The sequence below is a fragment of the Pseudomonas rhodesiae genome, from assembly GCF_013285305.1.
Taxonomy (GTDB): Bacteria; Pseudomonadota; Gammaproteobacteria; order Pseudomonadales; family Pseudomonadaceae; genus Aquipseudomonas; species Aquipseudomonas rhodesiae.
In genome coordinates this window covers 1732165-1757215 of the sequence record NZ_CP054205.1, presented here as the reverse complement: position 1 = coordinate 1757215, position 25051 = coordinate 1732165, and the positions used below count along the sequence as shown (strand labels likewise).

Sequence of the window (25051 nt, the reverse complement as noted above, 5' to 3'; positions counted from 1 at the left end):
AACTTACCAGTGCGACGAACGGTCATCGGCTCGTCAGGCCGCTTTGCTGCCAAACAAGCCGGGCAAAGCATGGGCCAGTGCGTTAATGGCGAAGCCGATAAACATCACGCCACAGAGACGGGTTATAAGGATTTCATGGCGTTGGTACAGGGTGCGCACCCCGTGAGCGCCGACCACGCCGACCAGAATCCCATAAGCCAGCAACCCGCCGATAAAACTCAACACGATCAACCACGGCAGCATCGACCAGGTCAGCAGCTCGGCACGGCTGGACAACAACGCAGTAAAGGTGGCCACCGCCACCGGGTAGGCCTTGGGGTTGGTCAAGCCGAACAGAATGCCGTGCCAGAACGGATGCCGCGCCGCGCCCTCGGGAGCATCGCTGCTGCGACGCTGGGTGCGAATCGCGCGCCAGCCCAGCCAGAACAGATACGCACCGCTGAGCACGCCCAGCACATCGAAGGCGCTGCTGCCCACCTCCCGCGCACCGACGATGGCAATCAAAGCAGTGCTGCACCACACCACGTCCCCCAGCAAATGCCCGCACAAAAACCCCGCCCCGGCCCGCCGACCACGGGCGGCACCGATGCCGAACACGGCCAGTACACCGGGGCCAGGGGTAATCCCGTAGATAAAACCCGAAGCAAGCACAGCGAGCAGCAAGGAAGGGGTCATGGCGCGACTCTGATCAGTGAAGGGTGCAAGGATTTTGCACGTTCCGGCCTTACGGGTAAAACGTCATGCCGGTATAAGGCCGCGTGCGACAGGCTCGCAGGCGCGACGCCAGATCGCCGACGTGGACTTCGAGCTTATGGCCGTCAGGGTCGAGAAAATAGAACGAGGCGCCCTCGCTGCGGTTATCGCGCCATTCCTGCACACCGGCGGTACGCAGACGTTCGACCAGCGCGGTGAACCCCTGAGGCTCAGCCGAGAACGCATAATGCGTGTAGTCCGCAGCCGGCTCCGACCCGCATGAGCTGTCGAGGGACAGGCACAACCACAACCCCGGCAATGATAAATACGCGCCATTATCCCACGTGGCGTCAAGCTGAAGCCCCAGCACATCATGGTAGAAATTGACGCTGCGCGGCACGTCGGTGACGGCCAGAGTCAGGTGGTTGAAGCCAGAAAGCATGATATTTCCTCGGCACAATAGCTTGAGCAAGATCCAACAGTGCGAGCGCAGATTATGAAACGAGCGGATCTCAACCCACCACCGCTTGTATACGCCCAATCAGCCATTGCAGCCCCGTATCCCCACCCCGCCGCGCATGCCAGGCCAGTTCGAAGGCAAACGATGGAATAGCGAACGGCGGTGGCAGGGTGAGCAATTGCCGATGATCAACGTTCTGCACGCCACGGGCGGACACCGTCAGGATCAGGTCCGTGCCCAGGATCAACTGGGGCGCCACGCCCCAGTGCGGCAGGCTGATCGCCACATGTCGGCGCTGGCGGATCGCCCTCAGCGCCCGCTCGATTTCCGGGGTGCCGCTGCCGCGCATTTCCAGCAGCACATGGGGGCGTGCCAGGTAAGTGGGCAGGTCGAGCGTGGCGTTGTCCGGCAGGCTGTCGCGATCGATCAGGCAGGTGTAGTGCTCATCGAACAGCGCCGTGGTGCGCAGTTCCCCAAGGATATCGGGGAACACACCGGCGGCCAGGTCGAGGTCGCCGTTGAGTATGCCGTCGACCATGCCTTCGCGGCTGGTTTGCACGATTTGCAGGTCGATACCGGGCGCTTCGCGGCGCAAAGTGCGCACCAGGCTCGGTAGGAAAATCGCCGCGCTGTAGTCCGACATCGCCACGCGAAACCGGCGCTTGGCCGATGCTGGGTCAAATTGATTCGGTGCCAGCAGCGCCTGCACCTGTGCCAAGGCTTCGGCCAGCGGCGTAGCCAGCTCAAGGGCCCGGGCCGTGGGCACCAGCGTGCCGCCTTGGCGCACCAGCAACGGGTCATCCAGTACATCGCGCAAACGCGCCAGCGCATGGCTGACCGCCGGCTGGCTCAGGTGCAGGCGCTCGGCGGCGCGGGTGACGTGCTGCTCAGTGAGCAACGCGTCGAGGATCACCAGCAGATTGAGGTCGATGCTACGCAGATCATTCATCAGCTGCATGCTCATCATAAGAACTTGGAATTTAAATTTGCGTGACGAATAGCCTAGAGTCCAGCGAAACCATTCAGGAGATTCGAGATGACCCCTTTGCATTGGCTTGGGCTGATAGTGCTGGCCGTGATCGCCGGCGCGGTGGTGCCATTTCAGAGCGCGATCAACGCCAACCTCGGGCGCGGCCTCGGCCACCCGCTGTGGGCCACGCTGGCCTCGCTGCTGGTGAGCATTGGGGTGCTGCTGCCGGTGATATTGGCGCTGCGCCTACCGTTGCCGAGCCTGGCCTTTATCACCCAGGCGCCCCTGTGGATGTGGGCCGGTGGTGCCTTTGGTGTGTGTTTTATTTCCCTGGCGCTGATGCTGCTGCCCAAATTGGGCGCGTCGGGGTTTGTCGCGCTGGCGTTGGCCGGGCAGATGCTGGCCTCGCTGATGCTCGACCACTTCGGCCTGTTCGGTCTGGCAGAGCGTCAGCTGACAACGCCCCGGGTGGTCGGGGCGTTGTTGCTGATGGGGGGTGTGGCGTTGATTCAGTTCGGCGGCGCGCCAGCCAAAGCGCTGGCGTCCGCGTGAACCCGCGTCAGCGCTTGTCGGACGTGCGCATTTTCTGCGGCAGGCCCCACATCAGCAACGCAGCGGCGATCAACGCACACACGCCGATCACATACAGCGCCGGCGTGGTGCTGCCGGTGATGTCCTTGATGCGTCCCACCATCACCGGGCTGACGATCCCACCCAGTTGCCCCAGCGTGTTGATCAGCGCAATCCCGCCCGCCGCGCCCGCCCCGGCACCGGCCAACAGTTTGGGCGGTAAGGTCCAGAACGTCGGGATCGAGGCAATGATGCCGGCGCCCAAAAGGCCCAACGCAATAATCAGAAACACCTGCTGATCATCGAAGATGCCCGCGCAGAAAAACCCGACCGCGCCCATGACCACCAAGCCGCTAACGAACTTGCGCCGCTCGCCGGTGGCATCCGACCAACGCCCCACCACCACCATGGTGATAGCCCCGCAGATATACGGAATGGCGGTCAGCAGACCGATCACCACCGCGCTTTCGATACCCGCGCTGCGGATCAATTGCGGCGCCCAGAAGTTGAGGCCGTAGGACGCCACCTGGATCAGGAAGTAGATCAGTCCCAACATCAGGAACCCGGGAATCCGCAAGGCTTGCAGCAGCGAGCCTTTCTTGTGCACTTCGTGCACCGCGATGCGGCTGGCCAGCAGGGTTTTCTCTTCGGCGCTGAGCCAGGGCGCATCCTCAATGCGGTCCTTGAATTGGGTGAGTACCATCCACGCCAGCCCCACGCACGGCAGACCGCCGAGCAGGAACAGCCAGTGCCAGCCGCGCATTTGCAGCACGCCGTCCATATGCTCCAGCACCAGGCCGGAGAACGGCGCGCCTACCAGCCCGGAAAACGCCGAGGCGAGAAACAGCATCGAGGTGATACGCCCACGGAAGTCCTGGGGAAACCACAAGGTCAGGTAATACAGCACGCCAGGGGCAAACCCGGCCTCCATCGCCCCGATCAGAAAGCGCAGGGCGTAGAACTGCCACTCGGCCGTGACGAACACCATGGCCGCCGTGGCCAGGCCCCAGGACACCATGATCCGCGCGATCCAGCGGCGCGCGCCGACCCGGTACAGCATCATGTTGCTCGGCACCTCGAAGATCACGTAGCCGATCACGAACAGCCCCGCGCCCAGACCGTAGGCGGTGTTACTCAGGCCCAGGTCGGCCTGCAGCTGGAACTTGGCGAAGCTGATATTGATGCGATCGAAAAAGGCGAACAGGTAGCACACCATGATCAGCGGCATCAGGCGCCACGCAACCTTGTGAACCACCGCTTTGACCGGATCGACATCACCGACCGGGCGCGCGCCGGTCTCTACTGTATTGGTGCTCATTGTTTTCTCCCAGCGGATCGCTCTACGGCGTCCGATTGTTTTTGTTGTCTGGTGAAGCGTTACAACGCGGCGGTGTACGCCGGTGGTGGATGCAGGTCGCAATTACGCCCAGCCTTGACCACCTGGCCGGGCAATTCGTGACCCAGCAGCGCCGGCAAGCGCCGGGACAACTGCAACAGGTGCGGCAGGTCGATACCGGTGTGAATGCCCACTTCATCACACAGGTTGACCAAATCTTCAGTGCAGATATTGCCCGACGCCCCCGGCGCAAACGGGCAGCCGCCCAGGCCGCCGAGCGCCGCATCGAAGCGACGCGCGCCAGCGTCATAGGCCGCCAGCACATTGCACAGGCCCAGGCCGCGGGTGTTATGAAAATGCAGGGTCAGATCCCGCGCAGAAACCCGCTGCAACACGCGTTTGACCAGGCGCGCCACCTGACGCGGGTTGGCCATGCCGGTGGTGTCGGCCAGGCTGATGCCCTGGATACCCAGCGTCTGGTACGCCTCGACAATCTGCAGCACCCGGTCTTCGTCGATCTTGCCTTCGAACGGGCATCCAAAGGTGGTGGCGATGCTGGCGTTGAGACGTACCGGATGCTCGGCGGCGAACCGCGCGACATCGGCGAACGCCGCCAAGGACGCTTCGCAGCGCATGCGCATGTTGGCCAGGTTGTGGGTTTGGCTGGCGGACATCACCAGGTTCAATTCATCGGCGCGGGATTCGATAGCACGCTGAGCCCCCTTGAGGTTGGGGATCAGCGCCACGTAGATCACCCCCGGCCGACGTTCGATGCCCTGGAACACCTGCTCGCCGTCGCGCAGCGCCGGGATGGCCTTGGGCGACACGAACGAGCCGGCTTCGATGCGGGAAAAACCGGCGAGGGACAACTGATCGATCAAGGCAATCTTATCGGCGGTCTCGACCCAGGTCGGCTCGATCTGCAGGCCATCGCGCGGCGACACCTCCTGCACGATCAACGGGTCGTCATAACGCTGGATCATTGCACCACCCCCGAAGCTCTCAAGCGTTGGATATCAGGACCACCCAAGCCCAGGTTGCCGAGGATTTCGTCGGTGTGCTGACCCAGCGCGGGCCCCTGCCAATTCACGCCGCCGGGGGTTTGCGAGAGCTTGGGCACGATGCCTGGCATCTTCACCGACACACCGCCGGGCAACTGGGCATCGAGCAGCATGTCGCGGGCCTGGTAGTGCGGGTCACTGACGATATCCGCCACTGAATAAATGCGACCGGCCGGCACTTCGGCAGCCTCCAGGGCGCTGAGCACGCGGTCGATGGGCTGGCTGCTGGTCCAGTGGGTGATGGCCGCGTCCAGCACGGCGCTTTGGGCGGCGCGGCCGTCGTTGTGAGCAAGTTCGGGCGCGTCGGCCAGGTCGGCGCGGCCGATGGCGTGCATCAGACGCCTGTAGATCGGGTCGCTGTTGCCGGCGATCACCACGTAGGCACCGTCGGCGGTCGGGTAGGTATTAGATGGCGCGATGCCAGGCAACGCACCGCCGCTGCGCTCGCGCACATGGCCGAGCATGTCGTATTCCGGCACCAGGCTTTCCATCACGTTGAACACGCTTTCAGCCAGGGACACATCGACGACCTGCCCCTCGCCCTGGCCGGTCTTGACCCGCAGCAACGACATCAACGCGCCAATCACTCCATGCAACGAGGCCAGGGAATCGCCGAGGCTTACCCCGACCCGCGCCGGAGGCGATTCCGGGTTGCCGGTGGTGTAGCGAATGCCGCCCATGGCCTCGCCGATGGCACCAAAGCCCGGACGATCACGGTACGGCCCGGTCTGGCCGTAGCCGGAGATGCGCACCAGGGTCAGCTTAGGGTTCAGCGCGTGCAGCACCTCCCAGCCCAGGCCGAGTTTTTCCAGGCCGCCGGGGCGCAGGTTTTCGATCAGGACGTCGGCATCGCCGAGCAGTTGCATGATCAGGTCCAGGCCTTCACTGGACTTGAGGTCCAGGGCCAGGGACTTCTTGTTGCGCGATTGCAGGTACCACCACAGCGAAGTGCCCTCGTGCAGCTTTCGCCATTTGCGAAGCGGATCGCCCTGCCCCATGGATTCGATCTTGATCACATCGGCGCCAAATTCTGCCATCAGCCGTGCGGAAAACGGCGCTGCGATCAGCGTGCCGATCTCGATCACCTTGATTCCGCTTAGTGGAGCCGTCATCGGGAGTCCCTCTTATTCTTGGAATAGTGACCAAGGCTAGAGGACCGCTGCGGGAGAAATCCAACCGTCAGTTGACAAGGAGCGTTCGTTAAACGCGAACGCTCAGGGATTTTTCCGTAGGACCAGGCTGTCAGGCCGCTCCAGGGAAGGCACTGAGAGACTCAGGTAGTCGAACAGTAAACGGCTGACAGGCGACAACTGTGTTTCATCGCGTACGACCAGGATCAGACTGCGGTCCGACCAGGCGTCCGTCAGCGCCACGGCGTGCAGGCCCAGCGGGCGGCCGAACAGCTCATAGGCTTTGCGCGGCAGGATGCCGATGCCCATCTTGGCCTGGACCATGCGACACATCGCATCGAACCCCGGCACATGAATGCGCAGGCGCAGCATCTGGCCAGCCTCGCGCGCGGCGGCATGGGTGCGCATGTTGATCGAGCTGGCGGCGTGCAGGCCGATGTGATCGCTGCCCAGGGTGTCGGCGAACGCCAGGGCCGGCCAGGCCGCGAGCGGATGATCGGCCGGCATCAGCACCACCAGTTTGTCGTGGCGATAGGTCACGCTGGGCAGGCCCTTGGTGTCGGTGTCGCAGGAGCAGATTCCCAGGTCCGCCACCCCGTCCAGTACACCTTGCACTACGCCGTTGCTGGGGCGCTCTTCCAGATCGGTTTTGACTTCGGGATGCAGCTCGGAAAAATCCCGCAGGTCTTCGGGCAGGAACTGAATGATCGCGGACAGATTGGCCAGCATCCGCACATAACCGCGCACACCATGGCTGTGTTCGCCCAGCTCCAGGCCCATTTTTTCGACGTTGAACAGCATCCTGCGCGCATGGTGAAGCAGGGTCTCGCCGGCTGCCGTCAGCTCCATGCCTTTGGCCCGGCGCACAAACAGACTGACTCCGAGCACCTGCTCCAATTCCATCAAGCGTTTGCTGGCGGCGGACACTGCGATGGCTTCACGGGTGGCGGCGCGGGTCAGCGTGCCCTCTTCGAACACCGCGACGAATAGTTGCAGGGTGATCAGGTCCAGGCGCCGCACCAGGCTCTTGTGCAACATCACACACGCTCGCTGGCCAGACGCTGGATCTGGGCCTGTTCCACCACTGCCTGCGGCGCGCCATGGCGTACCGCCGCCAGCATCCCACGCCCGACCGACTCGGTGCTCACTACCCATTCGGGTTTTATCCGACGCACCAGCGAAAGCAACGGCCCGAACAGCTTGTAGAACGCCTGATACAGCGGCGTCTTGGAACGCACGCCATGCAACGGCTGAATGACCCCGGGGCGGAACAGGTAGACCGCCTTGAACGGCAAGCGCAGCAAAGCATTCTCGGTCTTGCCCTTGACCCGCGCCCACATCGACTTGCCCATCTCGGTACTGTCGGTGCCGGCGCCGGACACGTAGATAAACGTCATCTGCGGATTGAGCCGCGCCAGGGTACTGGCGGCGACGAGGGTCAGGTCGTAAGTCAGATGGGTGTAGCGCGCTTCACTCATGCCCGCCGAAGAAACACCCAGGCAGAAGAAACACGCATCGAAGCCTTGCAACAGATTTTCCAACGGCTGGAAATCCAGCATATCGGCGTGCAACACCTGATGCAGCTTGCCATGCACCTGAGGCAGCGGCGTACGGCCAACCGCGACGACCTCCTGCACATCCGCCGCCAGCAGGCACTCGCGCAACACGCCCTGGCCGACCATGCCAGTGGCGCCGAATAACAGAACTCTCATAAAGGGACCTCAGCGTTAAGCCGCAAGCTATAAACCACATAGTGATCGCAGTGTAAGTATCACACCTTGGCAACTTATAGCTTAACGCTTGCGGCTTACGCCTACCCCTCTCAAAACGCGCTGCGAAAGATCTCCTCAATCTGACGCTGATCGGCCCGGCGTGGGTTGGTCAGCCCGCAGGCGTCCTTGAGTGCGTTGGTGGCCAGCAGGGGAATGTCCTGCAACTTGGCGCCCAGTTCACGCAGGCCGGCGGGGATTTCCACGTCGTGGGCCAGGCTGCGGATGGCGGCGATGGCGAGTTGGGCGCCCTCTTCGTCACTGGCGCCTTGGGTATTGGCGCCCAGGGCGCGGCCGACGTCGCTCAGGCGTTTGGCGCTGACGCTGGCGTTGAAGCTTTGTACGTGAGGCAGCAATACCGCGTTGCACACGCCGTGGGGCAGATCGTAGAAACCGCCCAACTGGTGCGCCATGGCGTGCACGAAGCCCAGGGACGCGTTGTTGAAGGCCATGCCGGCGAGGAACTGCGCGTAGGCCATGTTCTCCCGCGCAACTTTGTCGCTGCCGTCACGTACGGCCAGGCGCAGGTTGGCGCTGATCAGTTCAATGGCCTTGATCGCGCAAGCGTCGGTGATCGGCGTGGCGGCAGTGGACACGTAGGCTTCGATGGCGTGGGTCAGGGCGTCCATGCCGGTGGCGGCAGTGAGGCCCTTGGGCATGCCGACCATCAGCGATGGGTCGTTGACCGACAGCAGCGGCGTGACGTTACGGTCGACAATGGCCATTTTCACGTGGCGGGTTTCGTCGGTGATGATGCAGAACCGGGTCATTTCGCTGGCGGTGCCGGCGGTGGTGTTGATGGCCACCAGCGGCAGTTGCGGTTTGCTGGATCGGTCGACACCTTCGTAGTCGCCGATATGCCCACCGTTGGTGGCGCACAGTGCAATGCCCTTGGCGCAGTCATGGGGCGAGCCGCCGCCCAGGGACACCACAAAGTCACAGGCGCTGTGCTGCAACAGCGCCAGGCCTTTCTCGACGTTTTCCACATTGGGGTTGGGTTTGGCGCCGTCGTAGATCACCGAGTCGATGTCCTGCATCGCCAGTTTCTCGGCGATCATCGCGGCCACGCCGGCCTTGGCAAGCCCTGCGTCGGTGACGATCAGGGCCTTGCGAAAACCATAGTTGCGAATGGCATTCATGGCTTCGTCGAGGCAATCGGTGCCCATGATGTTGACGGCGGGAATAAAGAAAGTGCTGCTCATGGCGAATCCTCGGATGACGTTATAGGTACAGCATCAACCTCAGCCGCCTGGCGCACCTTGATCAAGATCAACGCCGGCTCGTGATAAAGTCACCGCCCAGCCGATTTCGAGTAGACCCGCCGCAATGAAGGATTTCCAGGATATTGACGCCCACCTTGAAGACTGGAGCGCGCTGCGTAGCACCCACGACTTCAGCGCGATACTGATCGGCAACGGCGCCAGCCGGGCGATCTGGGAAGACTTTGCCTACGACTCACTGTTCGAAAACGCCCGCACCGTCGAAGAAAAACCCTTGAGCGCCTCCGAACTCAGTGTGTTTGATGCGTTACAGACCCGCAGCTTCGAGCAAGCCCTGGGCGCGTTGAAAACCACCAGCCGGGTCAACAAAGCGCTGGCAGTCAGCTCGGCCGCGCCACGCAATCGCTATTACGCGATCAAGGAAGCGCTGATCAATACCATCCACGCCGTGCATATCCCATGGCGCCTGGTGCAGCCCTCGACCCTGGCGGCGATCAATGGCGAGCTGGCTCGCTACTCCACGGTGTTCACCAGCAATTACGACTTGCTCAACTATTGGGCGATCCTGCACGCCCCGGGCATCGATGACCTGTTTCGCGGCGCCGAAGCTTGCTTCGATCTACGTGACACCCGCACCGACGCCACGCGTATCCTCTACCTGCATGGCGGCCTGCATCTGGTGCGCAACCTCGACGGCACCGCGCGCAAACTGCCGAGTACCGACAGCACCCTGCTCAGCAGTTTCGCGATCAACAACACCCTCAAGACCCTGGACGATGTGCCGCTGTTCGTCAGCGAAGGTAGCGTTCAGGAGAAGCTCAAGACCATCCGCAGTTCGGATTACCTGTCGTACTGTTACGCGCAACTGCTCAACCATCAGGGTGCGTTGTGCGTCTTCGGCCACGAGTTGGGCACGCAGGACAGCCACCTGGTGGACGCGATTCGCCACGCTCGCCCCAGCACATTGGCGATCTCGGTGTCGGGGCGCAGTGAGGGGTTCATTCGTCAGCAGAAGCGCCGGTATTCGCAGTTGTTCGACGGCACTGGAGTCGCGCTGAAGTTCTTTGCGGCGCGCACTCACGCATTGGGTAATCCGGCGTTGTCGGTCCCCGTGGAGACATAGATATCCTAAAGCGGCTCTATAGCGCTGTGGTGAACGGGCTTGCCTCGCGCAGGGCAAGCCTGCTCACCACTAAAACCGCATTTTTCTGGTGATGTTTTCACCGAAGAGATGTAGATACCCATGCCTCCGATAGCGGCGTGTCAGTTACCCATGAGCTGACTGACACAGGTCTCTACACACATCTCAAAGGCTGATGCGTACGCTGTGATGAGCAGGCTTGCCCTGCGCTGGGCTGTGGAGCAGCCCCACTCCAGACAACGTGGTTACCTGGCGGGCGCTTGGCTTGGGAGCCATTTCGCGGTCCAGCGCGGGACAGCCCTGCTTACTGCAAGAACCTCACTCATCAGTACTGTGAACCACCACCAACAGCTGCGCCTGCACCGGCCCCACCGAGCGGATGCGGTGCGGCTTCTGCGCGTTGAAATGCAGCGCATCGCCGCGCTCGAGGATCACGCGTTCGTTCATGAAATCCACTTCCACCTGGCCTTCGTGCACGAACAGAAACTCTTCCCCCACGTGTTCCTTGAAGGTCTTGTCGGAGAACTCCGCGGGCGGGTAGATGATAAAGGGCAACAGGCTGCGTTCGCTGACCTGGTGGGCAAGCACGGCATAGCCCGGTGACGTGTCGGGGCGCTCATGGCTGCGCACCAGGCTGTAGCTGTCGAGACTTGCGCGTTCCTCGCTGAACAACTCCTCGACGTTCACGTTGAGGGCCTTGGCCAATTTCAGCGCGGCGGCGATGGACGGCGTGTTGAGCCCGCGCTCCACCTTGGACAGGTAACTTTTGGTCATCCCGGACTTTTCCGCCAGGGTCTCCAACGTAACGCCAAGTTTTTTTCTCAATAATTTCAAACGGATAGACATGCGCTGCGATTAATCCATGCAGGAAACGATGAGCCGTGCTTGCCAATGACACTTTGTGTCATATAGCATCTTTAGTGTCATTTGCGTTCACCCAACGACCTTGCGAGCAGCGGGAGACCAGCAAATCCGACGTCCATTGCAACCCTCAAAGGACACCGATATGGCCAAGACATTAGCGCTCCCCAAAGACCAACTGGTCAAGCATGCACTGACCCAGATGCAAAACACCCTGGCGGATAATACGTGGACCGACCGGCAAAAGCTGGCGCTCACGTGTCGCATCCTGTTCGACCATGGCCACGACTCCGGCCTGGCCGGGCAGATCACCGCACGCGGGCCAATGCCAGGCACCTATTACACCCAGCCGTTAGGCCTGGGGTTTGACGAAATCACCGCCAGCAACCTACTGCTGGTCAACGAAGACCTGGAAGTGCTGGAAGGCCACGGCATTCCCAACCCGGCCAACCGCTTTCACACCTGGGTATACCGTGGCCGCCCGGATGTGAATTGCATCATCCACACCCACCCTACCCATGTCGCCGCGCTGTCGATGCTGGAAGTGCCGTTGCAGGTCTCGCACATGGACCTCTGCCCGCTGTACGACGACTGCGCATTCCTGCAAACCTGGCCGGGTGTGCCGGTGGGCAATGAGGAAGGGGCAATCATCACCACGGCCCTGGGGGACAAGCGCGCGATTCTGCTCTCGCACCACGGCCAGTTGTCGACCGGGGCAGCCATCGAGGAGGCCTGCGTGATCGCGCAGTTGATCGAACGCGCGGCCAAGTTGCAGTTGCTGGCAATGGCGGCCGGGACGATCCAACCGATCTTGCCGGAACTGGGGCGCGAGGCCCATGACTGGATCTCCAAACCCAAGCGCCACGGCGCCGCGTTCAACTACTACGCACGGCAGACCCTGCACCAGCACGTCGATTGCCTGAACTGAAGCCCCCCTTTTTGACCGGAGAATTCCCATGTCCAGCCTCAACATTCACGGCATCATCGGCTACACCATCACCCCGTTCAGCGCCGATGGGCAACGCATCGACTTCGACGCGCTCGGCCGCTCCATCGACCGCTTGATCGCCGGCGGTGTGCATGCCATCGCGCCCTTGGGCAGCACCGGAGAAGGCGCGTATCTGAGCGACACCGAGTGGGACGAAGTCAGCGCCTACAGCCTGGAAAAAGTCGGCAAACGCGTGCCGACCATCGTCAGTGTGTCCGACCTGACCACCGCCAAAGCCGTGCGCCGCGCGCGCTACGCCGAAGCCCATGGCGCCGACGTCGTGATGGTGCTGCCTGCCTCCTACTGGAAACTCAGCGAAGCCGAAATCCTCGCCCACTACGCCGCGATCGGTGCCAGCATCGGCGTGCCCATCATGCTCTACAACAACCCGGCCACCAGCGGTACGGACATGTCGGTGGACTTGATCCTGCGTATCGTGGAACAGGTCGACAACGTGACCATGGTCAAGGAGAGCACCGGCGATATCCAGCGCATGCACCAGCTGCGCCGTCGCAGCGATGTGCCGTTCTACAACGGCTGCAACCCACTGGCGCTGGAAGCCTTCGTGGCCGGCGCCAAGGGCTGGTGCACGGCGGCGCCGAACCTGATCCCAGCGCTGAACCTGGCGTTGTATGACGCGGTGCTGGCCAATGACCTGAGCCAGGCGCAGGCCCTGTTCTATCAACAGTTGCCGTTGCTGGACTTCATCCTCAAGGGCGGGCTGCCGGCGACGATCAAGGCGGGCTTGGGCTTGACCGGTTTGGAGGTGGGAGACCCGCGGTTACCGGTGTTCCCGCTGGGCGATACCGCACGCAATCAACTCAAGGGCTTGCTGGAAGCCGTTTGAATCAAAACGCCCCGGTTCCTATGAGCCGGGGCGTTGGCTATACCTCTGCAACGTCAGGTCTTGTCCTTGATCGTGGTGCTTGGGCCATTGCTCTTGACGCTGGCAATACCCTGGTCCCGCGCCGCTTCTGAAGAGTACTGCTCACTGGTGCCAATCACTTGGTGATTGGCCGCCTTAAGGTTGAAGTACGGCTTACCGTTCTGGGCCAGCTTTCGCTCATAGCGCTCGTCATGCGGGCTGTTGGTCTGCACGGAAGCGATGCCGTTTTCTGCAGCGCTGCGGGTGGCGTAAAGCTCGCTGGTCAAAATGGTTTCTGCGTTCGCCGCCTTCAGCACAAAACGAAACTGCCCGTTGCTGCTTTTACTCAACTCATACCATCCAGCCATGATTGTGTTCCTTCGAAGTGGGATTTCGTTTACCAGCTCGTAGGATTAAAGGCTAAGCACCCCGTATTGCCAGCCTGAACAGGCGTCCGGTATTTACCTGGAGACAAATGACAATAGTTCTCGATATCATTCGCGACGTTTTCCACAGCCTACGTCGTCAAGAAGGATATCCATGTCTCGTCCCAAGCCCGACCCGCTGTCGGCCGATGCCTTTCGCGGGTTTTATGCAGACATTCTGCATTTCCTGCGCAAGCGCACCGACAACGTCAGCGACGCGGCGGACATGACTCAGGACGTGTTCACCCAATGGCTGGATTACCGCGACCGAGCCAAGGTCGAGCAGCCTCGGGCGTTTCTGTTCCAGATGGCGCGCAACCTGCTGCGTGACCACTGGCGCAAACAAAAGGTGCGCCAGAGCGTGCATGGCGAACAAGCCGACAAGCCCTGCGAGGCACTCACCGACGAGCAAAACGAACCCATGGCCGCCGCCCTGCGCCTGCAACGCCTGGAACAGTTGAAAGAAGTCCTCGCCGAACTCTCGCCCCGCCGACGAGAAGCCCTTATGCTGCACCGCTTCGAAGGCCTGAGCCAGGCGCAGATCGCTGAGCGCATGGGCATTTCGACCAGCATGGTGGAAAAGCACATTGCCTTTGCCCTGCTGCATTGCAAGCGACGCCTTCAACACGACCCCGGCACGGAGCAGCCAGAATGAACCGCCTGAGCGACACCGACAGCCTGGATATCGAAGCCAGCGACTCCATCGATGCCCAAGCCGCCAGTTGGTTTGCACGCAACCGTGAGGACACCGGCCGTGCCGACCGCAAGGCCTTCGCGGCCTGGTACGCGGTGCCAGCACATGCCCGTGCTTATGCCGAGTTCGAACAATTGTGGGCCGACCTGGCCCAATTGCAGCAACTGAACAAACCCGTGGCGCTGGCGCCCCGTAAATCGTCCCCGTGGCGTCCGGCGCTGGCGGTGGCCGCCGCCGTGTTGTGCGCGGTGATGGCGACGCACCTCGGCGCGCCCCGCGAGCTGTATCACACCCAGGTGGCGGCCCAAGCCAAAGGCACGCGCACCCTGAACCTGCCGGATGGCAGCACGCTGTACGTGAACGCTAACACCCGCCTGCGCGTGGACTTCAGCGCCCACCAGCGCATCGTGCACTTGGATCAGGGCCAGCTGTATATCGAAGTGGCCGCCGACAAGGAACGGCCATTGTTCGTGCACGCGGGGGAAGCCCGCGTGCGGGTGGTCGGTACCGGTTTCGATGTGCGCCGCAGCCCGCAACAACTGGTGGTCAGCGTTGCCCACGGTCAGGTCGCGTTCGAACCCACGGCCAAAAGCCCGGTCGCCATGCTCGGGGCGCAGCAACGCGCCGGTTACAACTACGCCAAAGGCACGCTGGTGCAATCCTCCCTCACCGACGAAACGGTGGCGGATTGGCGCAGCGGGCACCTGGCGTTTCGCAATCGCGAGCTGGCCAGCCTGATCGACGAAGTGAGCCTGTACCGCCCTCAGGCACCGTTGCAGGTCAGTCAGGCGGTGGCGCAGTTGAGGGTATCGGGCAACCTGGATGTGAATGACCCCGATGCGCTGCTCAACGCCCTGCCCGCGCTGCTGCCGGTGAAAACCGTGGTGCTGGCCGACGGCGCGATCAGGATCGAACCGAACCGTTAATCCGCAGAGCGCCACACTTGAGAATATTTTGCATTCGCATGTGTGGATTTTTTCTGCAGCCCCGTCTTCCTCCCGTCTGCGTTTGATACGCACGCCTTTTTGGCCATTTAGCCACCCTGGGGGATTTCATGCTTCGCGCGCCTTGCCTTGCTCTGCCGTTGTTTCGACCGACCCTTGCCGTCACCTGCCTGGCATTCAGCCTCGGCGCCCAGGCCGAATCGTTCACCCTGCACCTGCCCGCCCAGCCGTTGGCCGCGTCCCTGAGCCAAGTGGCGCAGCAGACGAAAATCCAGTTGCTGTTCGACGAGGCCCAGCTCAAGAACGTGCAGGCGCCGGCACTCAACGGTGACTACAGCGCAGAGACGGCAATCCGCAACTTGCTGTCCAATGGCGAGTTCATCCTGATCAAAGTCGGCAGCACTTACGTGGTCAAACCCGAAGAGGCCAGGACCACCACCAGCGGCGCCATCCAGCTGGAAGCCCTGAGCGTGATCGGCACCGGCAATGAAGTCGACTCCAGCACCGTCGGCCGCTCCACCTTGAGCCAGGCGGATATCGAGCGCTACCAAGCCAATAACATTCCCAGCCTGCTGCAGACCCTGCCCGGGGTCAGCCAGGGTGGCTCGCTCAAACCCGGTGGCCAGACCATCAACATTCGCGGTTTCGGCGATGCCGAAGACGTGCCGCTCACCGTCGACGGCGCCACCAAGAGCGGCTTCGAACGCTACCAACAGGGCACGGTGTTTATCGAGCCTGAGCTGATCAAGAGCATCGAAGTAGAGAAAGGCCCCAACTCGCCCTTCACCGGTAACGGCGGCTTTGGCGGCACGGTCAACATGACCACCAAGGACGCCCCGGACTTGCTGCAAGACGGCCGCAACAGCGGCGCGATGCTCAAGTACGGTTACTCCAGTAACGACCACGAGCAGGTCTACAGCAGTGCCGTGTTCGGTCGCACCGACGATGGCCGTTTCGACGCCCTGGCCTACCTGACCAAGCGCGATGGCGACGACATGAAGGTTGCCGGCAAGTTGCCCAACGAAAATAACCAGTACCCGATCAACCCCCAGCGCCTGCCCAACTCTGCGCAGAACGTCGATGGGCAGTTGTTCAAGGTCAATGCGCACTTCACCGATGAACACAGCGTGGGCCTGTCCTACTCGCGTTCCCACAGCGATCGCTGGACGCCGTTTTCCGCCGCCAGCTACCCCACGCCACCGACCCTGGCCAATATCGACCGCTACGGCTACGAAGGCGCGTTGAAGCGTTTCCTGGCCAACCGCGATACGGTCGACACCACTTGGTCCGGCAAGTACGAATACCAGCCCCTGGATAACCCGCTGGTGGATCTGACCGTCAAATATTCGCAGTCCGACACCGAGCAAACCGACGAGCGCACCGCCACGGCGTTTTTCCAACTGGCCAGCGGCGGGCGCCGGATGGACACCGCCTACACCGACAAAAACCTCGACATCCGCAACGTCAGCCTGTTCGACACCGGGCCGCTGCAGCACGCGGTCACCGTCGGCACGCAGATCCGCAAACACACGCGGGAAACCGAGATGTGGATGCCTGGCGCCACCTACAACACGCCGCGCTACAACTACGGGCATTTCCAGCCGGGCTTCATGCCTCACGGCAAGGTCGATACCAACAGTTTCTTCATTCAGGATGCGGTAACCCTTGGCGACGTGACGGTCACTCCGTCCTTGCGCTACGACCATGTGCGCAACCGTGGCGAGGCCAACGATGCGCCGTACTACAGCAACCCCAACCCGGCAGTCGGCCATGACTACAGCGACCGCACCTACACCGGCTGGTCGCCCCGTCTGGCGGTGTTCTGGACCGTCACCCCGCAGGTCGGGCTGTTCGCCAACTGGAGTCAGACCTGGCGCGCGCCGGTGATCGACGAACAATACGAAGTGCAGGGCGTGGGCAGTCGCACCGCCACCAGCGTCGATCTGGACCCGGAACGCATCACGTCGATCACTGTGGGCAACATCACCAGTTTCGATAACCTGATCGCCCAGGACGACAGCCTGCAAGTGCGTACCACGCTGTTCCACAACAAAGTCGAAGATGAAATCTTCAAGGCCACCGGCGTCGGCTGCCAGAACCAGGCAATCAATGGCGGCACGATTTCCACGGCCTGCCCGCCGGGGCCGATGTCCAACTACCGCAATATCGGCGGCGTGACCATCAAGGGTTTCGAGGTGGAATCGTTCTATAACTCCACGTACCTGTTCGGTTCGGTGTCCTACGCCTACACCACCGGCCAGCATGAAGGCGCCTACACCAACCCTTGGGGGCCGAACGTATCGGCGCGGGACATCCCGCCGACCAAATGGGTACTGGTGCTCGGCACCCATATTCCGGCGTGGGATGCCCAAGTGGGATGGATGGGCCAGTTCATCGGCGCCACCGACCGCCTGCCCAGCGACAAATACTCCGGCGGCCCCGGCAGCAGCGTCGGCGACACCTTCTACGACCAATACAACAACAAGCGCTACAACACCCAGGGCCTGTTCGCCAAATGGAAACCGCAGCAGGCTTACCTCAAGGGCACCGAAGTCAACTTCACCCTCGACAATATGTTCAACAATAACTACCGCCCGGCCCTGAGCGGCGATCGGGCCTACACCAAGGGCCGCGATGCGAAGATCAGCGTCACGCGTTTTTTCTGAACAACTGTACGGATAAATCCGCACGCAGCTGTAGGCCCTTGATCGGCGGGGGTTGTGGCTAGATGGGCATTCCATGAAGCCCTCTTGATTCCGGCCCCCCTTATGAGTTCGCGCGAAAACACCGGTACGGCCCTCGGCCTGCTGGGCGTCATCATCTTCAGCCTGACCCTGCCCTTCACCCGCATCGTGGTGCAGGACATGCACCCGTTGCTCAACGGCCTGGGCCGCGCGTTATTCGCTGCGGTGCCGGCGGCAGCGCTGTTGCTGTGGCGCCGCGAGCGTTGGCCCACTTGGCGCCAGGTGCGCGGCCTGGGCCTGGTGATCGCCGGGGTGATCCTGGGTTTTCCGGTGTTGTCGGCCTGGGCCATGCAAACCTTACCGGCGTCCCATGGTGCGCTGGTCAACGGTTTGCAACCCTTGTGCGTGGCGCTGTATGCGGCGTGGCTGTCCCATGAACGACCGTCCAAAGCCTTCTGGGCCTGCGCAGCGCTGGGCAGTGGGCTGGTGCTCAGTTATGCGCTGATTACCGGCGCCGGCAGTATTCAAGCCGGCGACCTACTGATGCTCGGTGCCATTGCCGTGGGCGGCTTGGGATATGCCGAAGGCGGCCGATTGGCCAAGGAAATGGGCGGCTGGCAGGTGATCTGCTGGGCATTGGTGCTGTCGACACCGTTGCTGATCGGCCCGGTGTGGTACCTGGCGGCGCAGCATCAGGGCGCGATCTCGGCGCGCACCTGGTGGGCGTTCGGCTATGTGTCGCTGTTCTCGCAGTTCCTCGGTTTCTTCGCCTGGTACGCCGGGCTGGCCATGGGCGGCATCGCACGGGTCAGCCAGATTCAACTGCTGCAGATCTTCTTCACCATTGCGTTCTCGGCGCTGTTCTTCGGCGAACAGATCGAGCCGATCACGTGGGTGTTCGCCTGCGGGGTGATCGTGACGGTGATGCTGGGGCGCAAGACAGCGGTGCAGCCTGCGCCAGTTCCCAAGCCCAGCGCAGTTTAACGGCGGGTGCCCAGGTAACCATCCGCGCGCAGCAGGGTTTCCAGGCAGTGTTCGGTGATGTGGTAGTACGCCTTGAGGGCCTGGATTTTCTCCAGTAACGAGGCGTTATCCACCGGCTCGGCGCGTTTGACCGCCAGGATCATCTTGTTCTTGTTGGTGTGTTCCAGCGAGATGAACTCGAACACTTTGGTCTCGTAACCACAGGCTTCGAGGAACAGCGCACGCAGACTGTCGGTGACCATTTCCGCCTGCTGGCCCAGGTGCAGACCGTATTGCAGCATCGGCTTGAGCAGCGCCGGGCTCTGGATCTGCAGGCGGATCTGCTTATGGCAGCACGGCGAGCACATGATGATCGATGCGCCGGAACGGATGCCGGTGTGGATCGCGTAGTCGGTGGCGATGTCGCAGGCATGCAGCGCGATCATCACGTCCAGCTCGCTGGGCGCCACGCTGCGCACATCGCCGCATTTGAACACCAGCCCGGGATGTTCCAGGCGTGCAGCGGCGCTGTTGCATAGGGTCACCATGTCTTCGCGCAGTTCGACGCCGGTGACCTGGGCTTCAGCGTTGAGGGTATTGCGCAGGTAATCGTGGATGGCAAACGTCAGGTAGCCCTTGCCCGAACCGAAATCGGCGACCCGCACCGGCTGATCGAGCTTCAGCGGCGACGAGGTCAGCGCATGGCTGAACACCTCGATGAATTTGTTGATCTGCTTCCACTTGCGCGACATCGATGGGATCAGCGCCTGCTTGGCATCGGTCACGCCCAGGTCGGCAAGAAACGGCCGGCTCAGGTCGAGAAAGCGATTTTTTTCGCGGTTATGCTCGGCCGACGGCGCCTCACGCAGTTGCTGCGGCTTGCTCTTGAACAGCGAACTTTTGTTCTTCTTGCTGTATTCCAGCTGGGCTTCGTCGGTCAGCGCCAGCAAGTGCGCGTTCTTGAACGACGTCGGCAACAGTGCGGCAATGGCCGCGACGCCTTCGGCTAGGGGCAGGTTCTTGGTGATGTCGCGGGTTTTGTAGCGGTACACAAAGGACAGGCACGCCTGCTCTTTGACGGTCACCGGTTTGATGATCAGCCGTTGCAGTTCGGCTTCGTCACCGACGTACTTGGCCAGCACCAGCTTGATAAAGGCATTGTGCGCGAGGCTTTCGCCGAGCAGTTCGATGAACTGGGCGTGATGATCCGGCGCAGGGCGGGCGGGTTGAGCGGTGACGGACATGAACAAAAACGCCTCGGGCTGGGAATGCCGGGCATTTTAGGGGGGATGGAGGCTCAGGGCACGGAGTTATTTGATCAACGGTACTGCACTTGAACACTGCTGGGGCTAAATGTGGGAGGGGACAATCCCCCACAATTTTATCTGTGCCGGGCTTGGTGTCGGGGGTGGCGCTGGACTGCTGCAAACCTAGCCTTTGCAACACAATTCGCTCACTCAGTAAAGCCCCCTCCCACAGTTTTATCTGTGCCGGGCTTGGTGTTGGGGGTGGCGCTGGACTGCTGCAAACCTGGCCTTTGCAACACAATTCGCTCACTCAGCACAGCGCCATGTGGGAGGGGGCTTGCCCCCGATCAGGCCGGCTCAGTAATGGATGAGCCAGCTGACACGCCGCCATCGGTGGCAAGCCCCCACGCTTTTTGATCGCGGTGTTTGGGCTACTCAAGTACCACCAGGCGATTGGGCAGTTCATTGCGCGCCTGGGTCACCGGCACATGCACCTTGAGCAACTCGCCACAGGCCTCGATGCAGGCAATGAACCCGGCCAGGGTCTGGCCTTGTTTGACCTGCTGGGTGAAGGCTTGGACGATGGCGTCCCAACGGCTGTCGTCCAGGCGCTTGGAAATGCCTTCATCCACCAGGATTTCCACGTAGCGCTCGGCCTCGCTGACAAAAATCAGCACCCCGGTACTGCCCACTGTGTGGTGCAGGTTCTGCTCCAGAAACTGCCGACGCGCCAGGTTGGACGCGCGCCAATGCCGCACCGAGCGTGGGATCAGGCGCGTAGTGACTTTGGGCAAGCGAAACACCAGGCACAGCACAATGAACGTCGCCCACTGCGCCAACAGCAAGGTGTACATGGTCAGGTAGCCGGACAGGTAATGCACCACGCCCGGCACCACCAGGGCGATCAGGCTGGCCCACAACAACGGGATGTACGCGTAGTCATCGGCACGGGCGGCCAGCACCGTCACCAGCTCGGCTTCGGTCTGCTGCTCGACCCGGGCGATCGCTTCAGCGACCTGGCGTTGTTCGTGTTCACTCAGTAGTGCCATGGTTGTAGATGCTCTTTTCTCGTTATTGTCATTACCATCCGCCCGAGGCCCCGCCGCCGCCGAAGCCACCGCCGCCGCCCCGGAAACCACCGCCCCCTCCGCCGCCGCCACCGCCGCGTCCGCTGCTGCTGAGGATCGCCAACAGGATCGCGCCCACCGGCAGGCCCAAGCGATTGCACAGCCACAACACGCCGATCAGCAACACGAACAGGCCAATGGAGAGCCGCGGATTATCCTTGGCAAAGTTGCCATCCGCCACATGGGCGGGCACCGCCAGCGGTTCACCGCCGACCACTTGGATCATCGCGGCCACGCCGTCGCTGATGCCCTGGCTGTACTGGCCGGCCTTGAACTTGGGCGCGATCACCTGATTGATGATCACCCAGGACTGCGCATCGGTCAGTACACCTTCCAGGCCGTAGCCGACTTCGATGCGCAACTTGCGCTCATCGCGGGCGACGATCAACAGCGCGCCGTTGTCCTTGCCCTTCTGGCCGATGCCCCACTGGCGCCCCAATTGATAACCGAAGTCCTCGATCGGCACGCCTTGCAAGTCGGGTACGGTAACCACCACGATCTGATCGCCGCTCTTCTGCTCCAGCGCCTGCAACTGCTGGGTCAACTGCGCGCGCACCGCCGGGTCGATCATTTGGGCGTTATCCACCACCCGCCCGGTCAGCGCCGGGAAGGTCAACGCCGCCTGGGCCACGCCCACGCAGGCCAACAGCCACAGCGCCAGGCCTATCCTTAATAAACGCATCGACACCTCAGTGCAGCCTTATTTGAACTTCACTTGCGGCGCTTTATCGGCATCGGCACTGGTGGCTTCGAACGTGGCGCGGATCGGCAAATCGCTGTACATCACGCTGTGCCACAGGCGGCCCGGGAAGGTGCGGATCTCGGTGTTGTACGCCTGCACGGCCTGGATAAAGTCGCGGCGCGCCACGGCGATGCGGTTTTCGGTGCCTTCCAGTTGAGATTGCAGGGCCAGGAAGTTCTGGTTGGCTTTCAGATCCGGGTAGCGTTCGGAGACCACCATCAAGCGATTGAGGGCACCGGTCAAGCCGTCCTGGGCCTGCTGGAACTGCTTGAGTTTTTCCGGGTTGTCCAGGGTGCTGGCATCGACCTGGATCGACGTGGCCTTGGCCCGCGCTTCGATCACGGCGGTCAGGGTGTCCTGCTCATGGGCGGCATAGCCCTTGACCACTTCCACCAGGTTGGGGATCAGGTCGGCACGACGTTGGTACTGGTTCTGCACTTGGCCCCAGGCTGCTTTGGCCTGCTCGTCCAGGGTGGGTATGTTGTTGATGCCGCAACCGCTCAGCACCGTGCTGATCAATAGCAGAGCCGCGGCCTTGAGGCCCCAGCGGTTAACCTGTGCTGCTTGCATGGTGTATCTCCTGCCCAAACTGGATGGAATTGGATGACCTGCCCTATAAACCGCGCGCTTGGGGCATAATCCGCCACCACTGGTACGCATCGAGCCAATCAGCTACAAAGATGCCCAGCGCGAATAAGAGTTCAGAGTGTGCTGCATTTATCTGAACAACACCCGAACAACAATAGACGCTCCCCACATTTTGGCCGATCAGCGCAAGCGCTGTGCAGTGAGCCGAAAAAGGATATTCATGAAAAAGCTGTGTTTGCTCGGCCTTGTTGCCACTCTGGCCAGTCACCCCGTATGGGCAGAAACAAAGCCTGCTGCGCTTAAGGACAAGGACGCTTTCGTCAGCGACCTGCTCAAGCAGATGACCCTGGATGAAAAGATCGGCCAGTTGCGCCTGATCAGCATCGGCCCCGAAATGCCCCGCGAGCTGATCCGCAAGGAAATCGCCGCCGGCCGCATCGGCGGCACGTTCAACTCCATCACCCGCCCGGAAAACCGTCCGATGCAGGACGCGGCCATGCGCAGCCGCCTGAAGATCCCGATGTTCTTCGCCTACGACGTGATCCACGGCCACCGCACCATTTTCCCAATCAGCCTGGCCCTGGCCTCCAGCTGGGACATGGATGCCATCGGCCGCTCCGGGCGCATCGCCGCCCAGGAAGCCGCCGCCGACAGCCTCGACATCACCTTCGCGCCGATGGTCGACATCTCCCGCGACCCGCGCTGGGGCCGCACCTCCGAAGGCTTCGGCGAAGACACTTACCTGGTCTCGCGCATCGCCGAAGTGATGGTCAAGGCGTTCCAGGGCACCAGCCCGGCCAATGCCGACAGCCTTATGGCCAGCGTCAAGCACTTCGCCCTGTACGGCGCGGTGGAAGGCGGTCGCGACTACAACGTGGTCGACATGAGCCCGGTCAAGATGTACCAGGATTACCTGCCGCCCTACCACGCCGCGATCAAGGCCGGTTCCGGCGGTGTGATGGTGGCGCTCAACTCGATCAACGGCGTGCCCGCCACCGCCAACACCTGGCTGATGAACGACCTGCTGCGCAAGAACTGGGGCTTCAAGGGCCTGACCGTCAGCGACCACGGCGCGATCTTCGAGCTGATCAAGCACGGCGTGGCCAAGGACGGGCGTGAAGCCGCGAAGCTGGCGATCAAGGCCGGCATCGACATGAGCATGAACGACTCGCTATACGGCAAAGAACTGCCGGGGCTGCTCAAGTCCGGCGAGATCGAACAGAGCGACATCGACAACGCCGTGCGCGAAGTGCTCGGCGCCAAGTACGACATGGGCCTGTTCAAGGATCCGTACCTGCGCATCGGCAAGGCCGAGGACGACCCGGTCGACACCTATGCCGACAGCCGCCTGCACCGCGCCGAGGCGCGCGACATCGCCCGTCGCAGCCTGGTGCTGTTGAAGAACCACAACAACACCCTGCCCCTGAAGAAATCCGCCACCATCGCCCTGGTCGGCCCACTGGCCAAGGCGCCTATCGACATGATGGGCAGTTGGGCCGCCGCCGGCCGCCCGGCGCAATCGGTGACTCTGCAGGACGGCCTCAACGCCGTGATCGGTGAAAAAGGCAAAGTGATCTACGCCCGCGGCGCCAACATCACCAACGACAAAGCCGTAGTCGATTACCTCAATTTCCTTAACTTCGATGCGCCGGAAGTGGTGGATGACAAGCGCTCGCCCCAGGCCATGATCGACGAGGCGGTCCAAGCGGCCAAGCAGGCCGACGTGATCGTCGCCGCAGTGGGCGAGTCCCGTGGCATGTCCCACGAGTCGTCGAGCCGCACCGACCTGAACATCCCGCAAAGCCAGCGCGACCTGATCAAGGCGCTCAAGGCCACCGGCAAACCGCTGGTCCTGGTGCTGATGAACGGCCGCCCGCTGTCGATCCTGGAAGAGAACCAACAGGCCGATGCGATTCTGGAAACCTGGTTCGCCGGCACCGAAGGCGGTAATGCAATTGCGGATGTGCTGTTCGGCGACTACAACCCGTCGGGCAAACTGCCGATCACTTTCCCGCGTTCGGTAGGGCAGATTCCGACCTACTACAACCACCTGACCATCGGCCGCCCCTTCACACCGGGCAAACCGGGCAACTACACCTCGCAGTACTTCGATGACACCACCGGACCGCTGTTTCCGTTTGGTTATGGCCTGAGCTACACCACGTTCAGCCTGTCGGACATGGCCCTGTCGTCCACCACCCTGAACAAGACCGGCAAGCTCGACGCCAGCGTCACCGTGAAAAACACCGGCAAGGTCGATGGCGAAACCGTGGTGCAGCTGTATATCCAGGACGTGGCCGGCTCGATGATCCGCCCGATCAAGGAGTTGAAGAACTTCCAGAAAGTCATGCTCAAAGCCGGTGAAGAGCGCACGCTGCACTTCACCATCACCGAAGACGACTTGAAGTTCTACAACACACAGCTCAAGTACGCCGCTGAACCGGGCGAGTTCAATGTGCAGATCGGCCTGGACTCTCAGGATGTACAGCAACAGAGCTTCGAACTGCTCTGAATCAATGCCGCAAATGCCTCACCTCGGAGCAAAGGATGCTACCGAGGTGACTGCAAACTTT

24 protein-coding genes are annotated in these 25051 nt (G+C 62.0%); 9 read left to right on the top strand and 15 right to left on the bottom strand.

Features of this window, described 5'->3' with window-relative positions:
• Positions 1-33: 33 nt before the first annotated feature.
• The 3 genes from HRH33_RS07870 to HRH33_RS07860 all read right to left on the bottom strand — a co-directional run bounded on the left by HRH33_RS07870 (position 34) and on the right by HRH33_RS07860 (position 2111).
• Positions 34-675 carry a LysE family translocator gene (locus HRH33_RS07870; protein ID WP_034137332.1) on the bottom strand — a complete coding sequence of 214 codons (642 nt, stop codon included), beginning with the start codon at positions 673-675 and terminating at the stop codon, positions 34-36.
• A gap of 49 nt (positions 676-724) precedes the next feature.
• A complete protein-coding gene (gene fos, locus HRH33_RS07865; protein WP_040267565.1) occupies positions 725-1135 on the bottom strand; it encodes a fosfomycin resistance glutathione transferase in 411 nt (136 codons plus the stop codon).
• Positions 1136-1205: 70 nt separating this feature from the next.
• A complete protein-coding gene (locus HRH33_RS07860; protein ID WP_244962432.1) occupies positions 1206-2111 on the bottom strand; it encodes a LysR substrate-binding domain-containing protein in 906 nt (301 codons plus the stop codon).
• Positions 2112-2189: 78 nt separating this feature from the next.
• On the opposite strand from HRH33_RS07860, the gene HRH33_RS07855 reads away from it, so the two are divergent.
• On the top strand, positions 2190-2675 hold the full coding sequence (locus tag HRH33_RS07855; RefSeq protein ID WP_034137329.1) for a DMT family transporter: 486 nt from the start codon (positions 2190-2192) through the stop codon (positions 2673-2675).
• Between the two features lie 7 nt (positions 2676-2682).
• Here HRH33_RS07855 and HRH33_RS07850 read toward each other — a convergent pair whose 3' ends face one another.
• From HRH33_RS07850 to yiaY, 6 genes are all read right to left on the bottom strand, one after another.
• Positions 2683-4011 (bottom strand): MFS transporter, encoded by a 1329-nt coding sequence (locus HRH33_RS07850; RefSeq protein WP_034137328.1) that lies wholly within the window; start codon positions 4009-4011, stop codon positions 2683-2685.
• Positions 4012-4070: 59 nt separating this feature from the next.
• On the bottom strand, positions 4071-5012 hold the full coding sequence (locus tag HRH33_RS07845; protein ID WP_123480488.1) for a hydroxymethylglutaryl-CoA lyase: 942 nt from the start codon (positions 5010-5012) through the stop codon (positions 4071-4073).
• Positions 5009-6202 (bottom strand): CaiB/BaiF CoA transferase family protein, encoded by a 1194-nt coding sequence (locus tag HRH33_RS07840; RefSeq protein ID WP_173603379.1) that lies wholly within the window; start codon positions 6200-6202, stop codon positions 5009-5011. Before HRH33_RS07840 ends, HRH33_RS07845 begins: the two co-directional genes overlap by 4 nt.
• 102 nt (positions 6203-6304) lie before the next feature.
• Complete coding sequence (locus HRH33_RS07835; RefSeq protein ID WP_167416483.1) at positions 6305-7258, bottom strand: LysR family transcriptional regulator; 954 nt, start codon at positions 7256-7258, stop codon at positions 6305-6307.
• Entirely contained in the window at positions 7258-7932 is a 675-nt protein-coding gene (locus tag HRH33_RS07830) for an NAD(P)H-binding protein (protein WP_167416482.1), read from the bottom strand. The genes HRH33_RS07835 and HRH33_RS07830 overlap by 1 nt, the downstream gene beginning before the upstream one ends.
• 110 nt (positions 7933-8042) lie before the next feature.
• Positions 8043-9191 carry an L-threonine dehydrogenase gene (gene yiaY / locus HRH33_RS07825; RefSeq protein WP_123480492.1) on the bottom strand — a complete coding sequence of 383 codons (1149 nt, stop codon included), beginning with the start codon at positions 9189-9191 and terminating at the stop codon, positions 8043-8045.
• A 124-nt stretch (positions 9192-9315) separates the two neighbouring features.
• Here yiaY and HRH33_RS07820 point away from each other — a divergent pair, with 124 nt between their 5' ends.
• On the top strand, positions 9316-10332 hold the full coding sequence (locus HRH33_RS07820) for a DUF4917 family protein (protein ID WP_167416481.1): 1017 nt from the start codon (positions 9316-9318) through the stop codon (positions 10330-10332).
• 336 nt (positions 10333-10668) lie between these two features.
• On the opposite strand, the gene HRH33_RS07815 is transcribed toward HRH33_RS07820, so the two are convergent.
• A complete protein-coding gene (locus tag HRH33_RS07815; protein ID WP_034137322.1) occupies positions 10669-11196 on the bottom strand; it encodes a helix-turn-helix domain-containing protein in 528 nt (175 codons plus the stop codon).
• Between the two features lie 160 nt (positions 11197-11356).
• Here HRH33_RS07815 and HRH33_RS07810 point away from each other — a divergent pair, with 160 nt between their 5' ends.
• The gene (locus HRH33_RS07810; RefSeq protein WP_167416480.1) at positions 11357-12139 is read left to right on the top strand and encodes an aldolase; all 783 of its coding nucleotides are present in this window, start codon (positions 11357-11359) and stop codon (positions 12137-12139) included.
• A 28-nt stretch (positions 12140-12167) separates the two neighbouring features.
• On the top strand, positions 12168-13046 hold the full coding sequence (locus tag HRH33_RS07805) for a dihydrodipicolinate synthase family protein (protein WP_167416479.1): 879 nt from the start codon (positions 12168-12170) through the stop codon (positions 13044-13046).
• 53 nt (positions 13047-13099) lie between these two features.
• On the opposite strand, the gene HRH33_RS07800 is transcribed toward HRH33_RS07805, so the two are convergent.
• A complete protein-coding gene (locus HRH33_RS07800; protein WP_034096349.1) occupies positions 13100-13432 on the bottom strand; it encodes a YegP family protein in 333 nt (110 codons plus the stop codon).
• A gap of 172 nt (positions 13433-13604) precedes the next feature.
• On the opposite strand from HRH33_RS07800, the gene HRH33_RS07795 reads away from it, so the two are divergent.
• The 4 genes from HRH33_RS07795 to HRH33_RS07780 all read left to right on the top strand — a co-directional run bounded on the left by HRH33_RS07795 (position 13605) and on the right by HRH33_RS07780 (position 18795).
• On the top strand, positions 13605-14144 hold the full coding sequence (locus tag HRH33_RS07795) for an RNA polymerase sigma factor (RefSeq protein ID WP_034096348.1): 540 nt from the start codon (positions 13605-13607) through the stop codon (positions 14142-14144).
• Positions 14141-15109: a FecR family protein gene (locus HRH33_RS07790; protein WP_167416478.1), complete on the top strand. Its 969-nt coding sequence runs from the start codon at positions 14141-14143 to the stop codon at positions 15107-15109. The genes HRH33_RS07795 and HRH33_RS07790 overlap by 4 nt, the downstream gene beginning before the upstream one ends.
• A gap of 128 nt (positions 15110-15237) precedes the next feature.
• A complete protein-coding gene (locus HRH33_RS07785; RefSeq protein ID WP_167416477.1) occupies positions 15238-17793 on the top strand; it encodes a TonB-dependent receptor in 2556 nt (851 codons plus the stop codon).
• 102 nt (positions 17794-17895) lie between these two features.
• A complete protein-coding gene (locus HRH33_RS07780) occupies positions 17896-18795 on the top strand; it encodes a DMT family transporter (protein ID WP_167416476.1) in 900 nt (299 codons plus the stop codon).
• Here the strand turns inward: HRH33_RS07780 and HRH33_RS07775 are convergent.
• The 4 genes from HRH33_RS07775 to HRH33_RS07760 form a co-directional block, all read right to left on the bottom strand.
• Positions 18792-20018: a class I SAM-dependent methyltransferase gene (locus HRH33_RS07775; protein ID WP_034137316.1), complete on the bottom strand. Its 1227-nt coding sequence runs from the start codon at positions 20016-20018 to the stop codon at positions 18792-18794. The genes HRH33_RS07780 and HRH33_RS07775 overlap by 4 nt on opposite strands.
• Positions 20019-20452: 434 nt before the next feature.
• Positions 20453-21070 carry a TPM domain-containing protein gene (locus HRH33_RS07770; protein ID WP_167416475.1) on the bottom strand — a complete coding sequence of 206 codons (618 nt, stop codon included), beginning with the start codon at positions 21068-21070 and terminating at the stop codon, positions 20453-20455.
• Between the two features lie 31 nt (positions 21071-21101).
• Positions 21102-21830 (bottom strand): TPM domain-containing protein, encoded by a 729-nt coding sequence (locus tag HRH33_RS26505; RefSeq protein WP_034096342.1) that lies wholly within the window; start codon positions 21828-21830, stop codon positions 21102-21104.
• Positions 21831-21848: 18 nt separating this feature from the next.
• Positions 21849-22460, bottom strand: coding sequence for a LemA family protein (locus HRH33_RS07760; protein ID WP_094064696.1), 612 nt, complete (start codon positions 22458-22460; stop codon positions 21849-21851).
• 238 nt (positions 22461-22698) lie between these two features.
• On the opposite strand from HRH33_RS07760, the gene bglX reads away from it, so the two are divergent.
• Entirely contained in the window at positions 22699-24990 is a 2292-nt protein-coding gene (gene bglX / locus HRH33_RS07755) for a beta-glucosidase BglX (RefSeq protein ID WP_167416474.1), read from the top strand.
• Positions 24991-25051 lie beyond the last annotated feature (61 nt).

Coding starts and splice junctions, on each gene's coding strand:
- HRH33_RS07870 (WP_034137332.1), bottom strand. CDS start 675: ATGACCCCTTCCTTGCTGCTCGCTGTGCTTGCTTCGGGTTTTATCTAC.
- fos (WP_040267565.1), bottom strand. CDS start 1,135: ATGCTTTCTGGCTTCAACCACCTGACTCTGGCCGTCACCGACGTGCCG.
- HRH33_RS07860 (WP_244962432.1), bottom strand. CDS start 2,111: ATGCAGCTGATGAATGATCTGCGTAGCATCGACCTCAATCTGCTGGTG.
- HRH33_RS07855 (WP_034137329.1), top strand. CDS start 2,190: ATGACCCCTTTGCATTGGCTTGGGCTGATAGTGCTGGCCGTGATCGCC.
- HRH33_RS07850 (WP_034137328.1), bottom strand. CDS start 4,011: ATGAGCACCAATACAGTAGAGACCGGCGCGCGCCCGGTCGGTGATGTC.
- HRH33_RS07845 (WP_123480488.1), bottom strand. CDS start 5,012: ATGATCCAGCGTTATGACGACCCGTTGATCGTGCAGGAGGTGTCGCCG.
- HRH33_RS07840 (WP_173603379.1), bottom strand. CDS start 6,202: ATGACGGCTCCACTAAGCGGAATCAAGGTGATCGAGATCGGCACGCTG.
- HRH33_RS07835 (WP_167416483.1), bottom strand. CDS start 7,258: ATGTTGCACAAGAGCCTGGTGCGGCGCCTGGACCTGATCACCCTGCAA.
- HRH33_RS07830 (WP_167416482.1), bottom strand. CDS start 7,932: ATGAGAGTTCTGTTATTCGGCGCCACTGGCATGGTCGGCCAGGGCGTG.
- yiaY (WP_123480492.1), bottom strand. CDS start 9,191: ATGAGCAGCACTTTCTTTATTCCCGCCGTCAACATCATGGGCACCGAT.
- HRH33_RS07820 (WP_167416481.1), top strand. CDS start 9,316: ATGAAGGATTTCCAGGATATTGACGCCCACCTTGAAGACTGGAGCGCG.
- HRH33_RS07815 (WP_034137322.1), bottom strand. CDS start 11,196: ATGTCTATCCGTTTGAAATTATTGAGAAAAAAACTTGGCGTTACGTTG.
- HRH33_RS07810 (WP_167416480.1), top strand. CDS start 11,357: ATGGCCAAGACATTAGCGCTCCCCAAAGACCAACTGGTCAAGCATGCA.
- HRH33_RS07805 (WP_167416479.1), top strand. CDS start 12,168: ATGTCCAGCCTCAACATTCACGGCATCATCGGCTACACCATCACCCCG.
- HRH33_RS07800 (WP_034096349.1), bottom strand. CDS start 13,432: ATGGCTGGATGGTATGAGTTGAGTAAAAGCAGCAACGGGCAGTTTCGT.
- HRH33_RS07795 (WP_034096348.1), top strand. CDS start 13,605: ATGTCTCGTCCCAAGCCCGACCCGCTGTCGGCCGATGCCTTTCGCGGG.
- HRH33_RS07790 (WP_167416478.1), top strand. CDS start 14,141: ATGAACCGCCTGAGCGACACCGACAGCCTGGATATCGAAGCCAGCGAC.
- HRH33_RS07785 (WP_167416477.1), top strand. CDS start 15,238: ATGCTTCGCGCGCCTTGCCTTGCTCTGCCGTTGTTTCGACCGACCCTT.
- HRH33_RS07780 (WP_167416476.1), top strand. CDS start 17,896: ATGAGTTCGCGCGAAAACACCGGTACGGCCCTCGGCCTGCTGGGCGTC.
- HRH33_RS07775 (WP_034137316.1), bottom strand. CDS start 20,018: ATGTCCGTCACCGCTCAACCCGCCCGCCCTGCGCCGGATCATCACGCC.
- HRH33_RS07770 (WP_167416475.1), bottom strand. CDS start 21,070: ATGGCACTACTGAGTGAACACGAACAACGCCAGGTCGCTGAAGCGATC.
- HRH33_RS26505 (WP_034096342.1), bottom strand. CDS start 21,830: ATGCGTTTATTAAGGATAGGCCTGGCGCTGTGGCTGTTGGCCTGCGTG.
- HRH33_RS07760 (WP_094064696.1), bottom strand. CDS start 22,460: ATGCAAGCAGCACAGGTTAACCGCTGGGGCCTCAAGGCCGCGGCTCTG.
- bglX (WP_167416474.1), top strand. CDS start 22,699: ATGAAAAAGCTGTGTTTGCTCGGCCTTGTTGCCACTCTGGCCAGTCAC.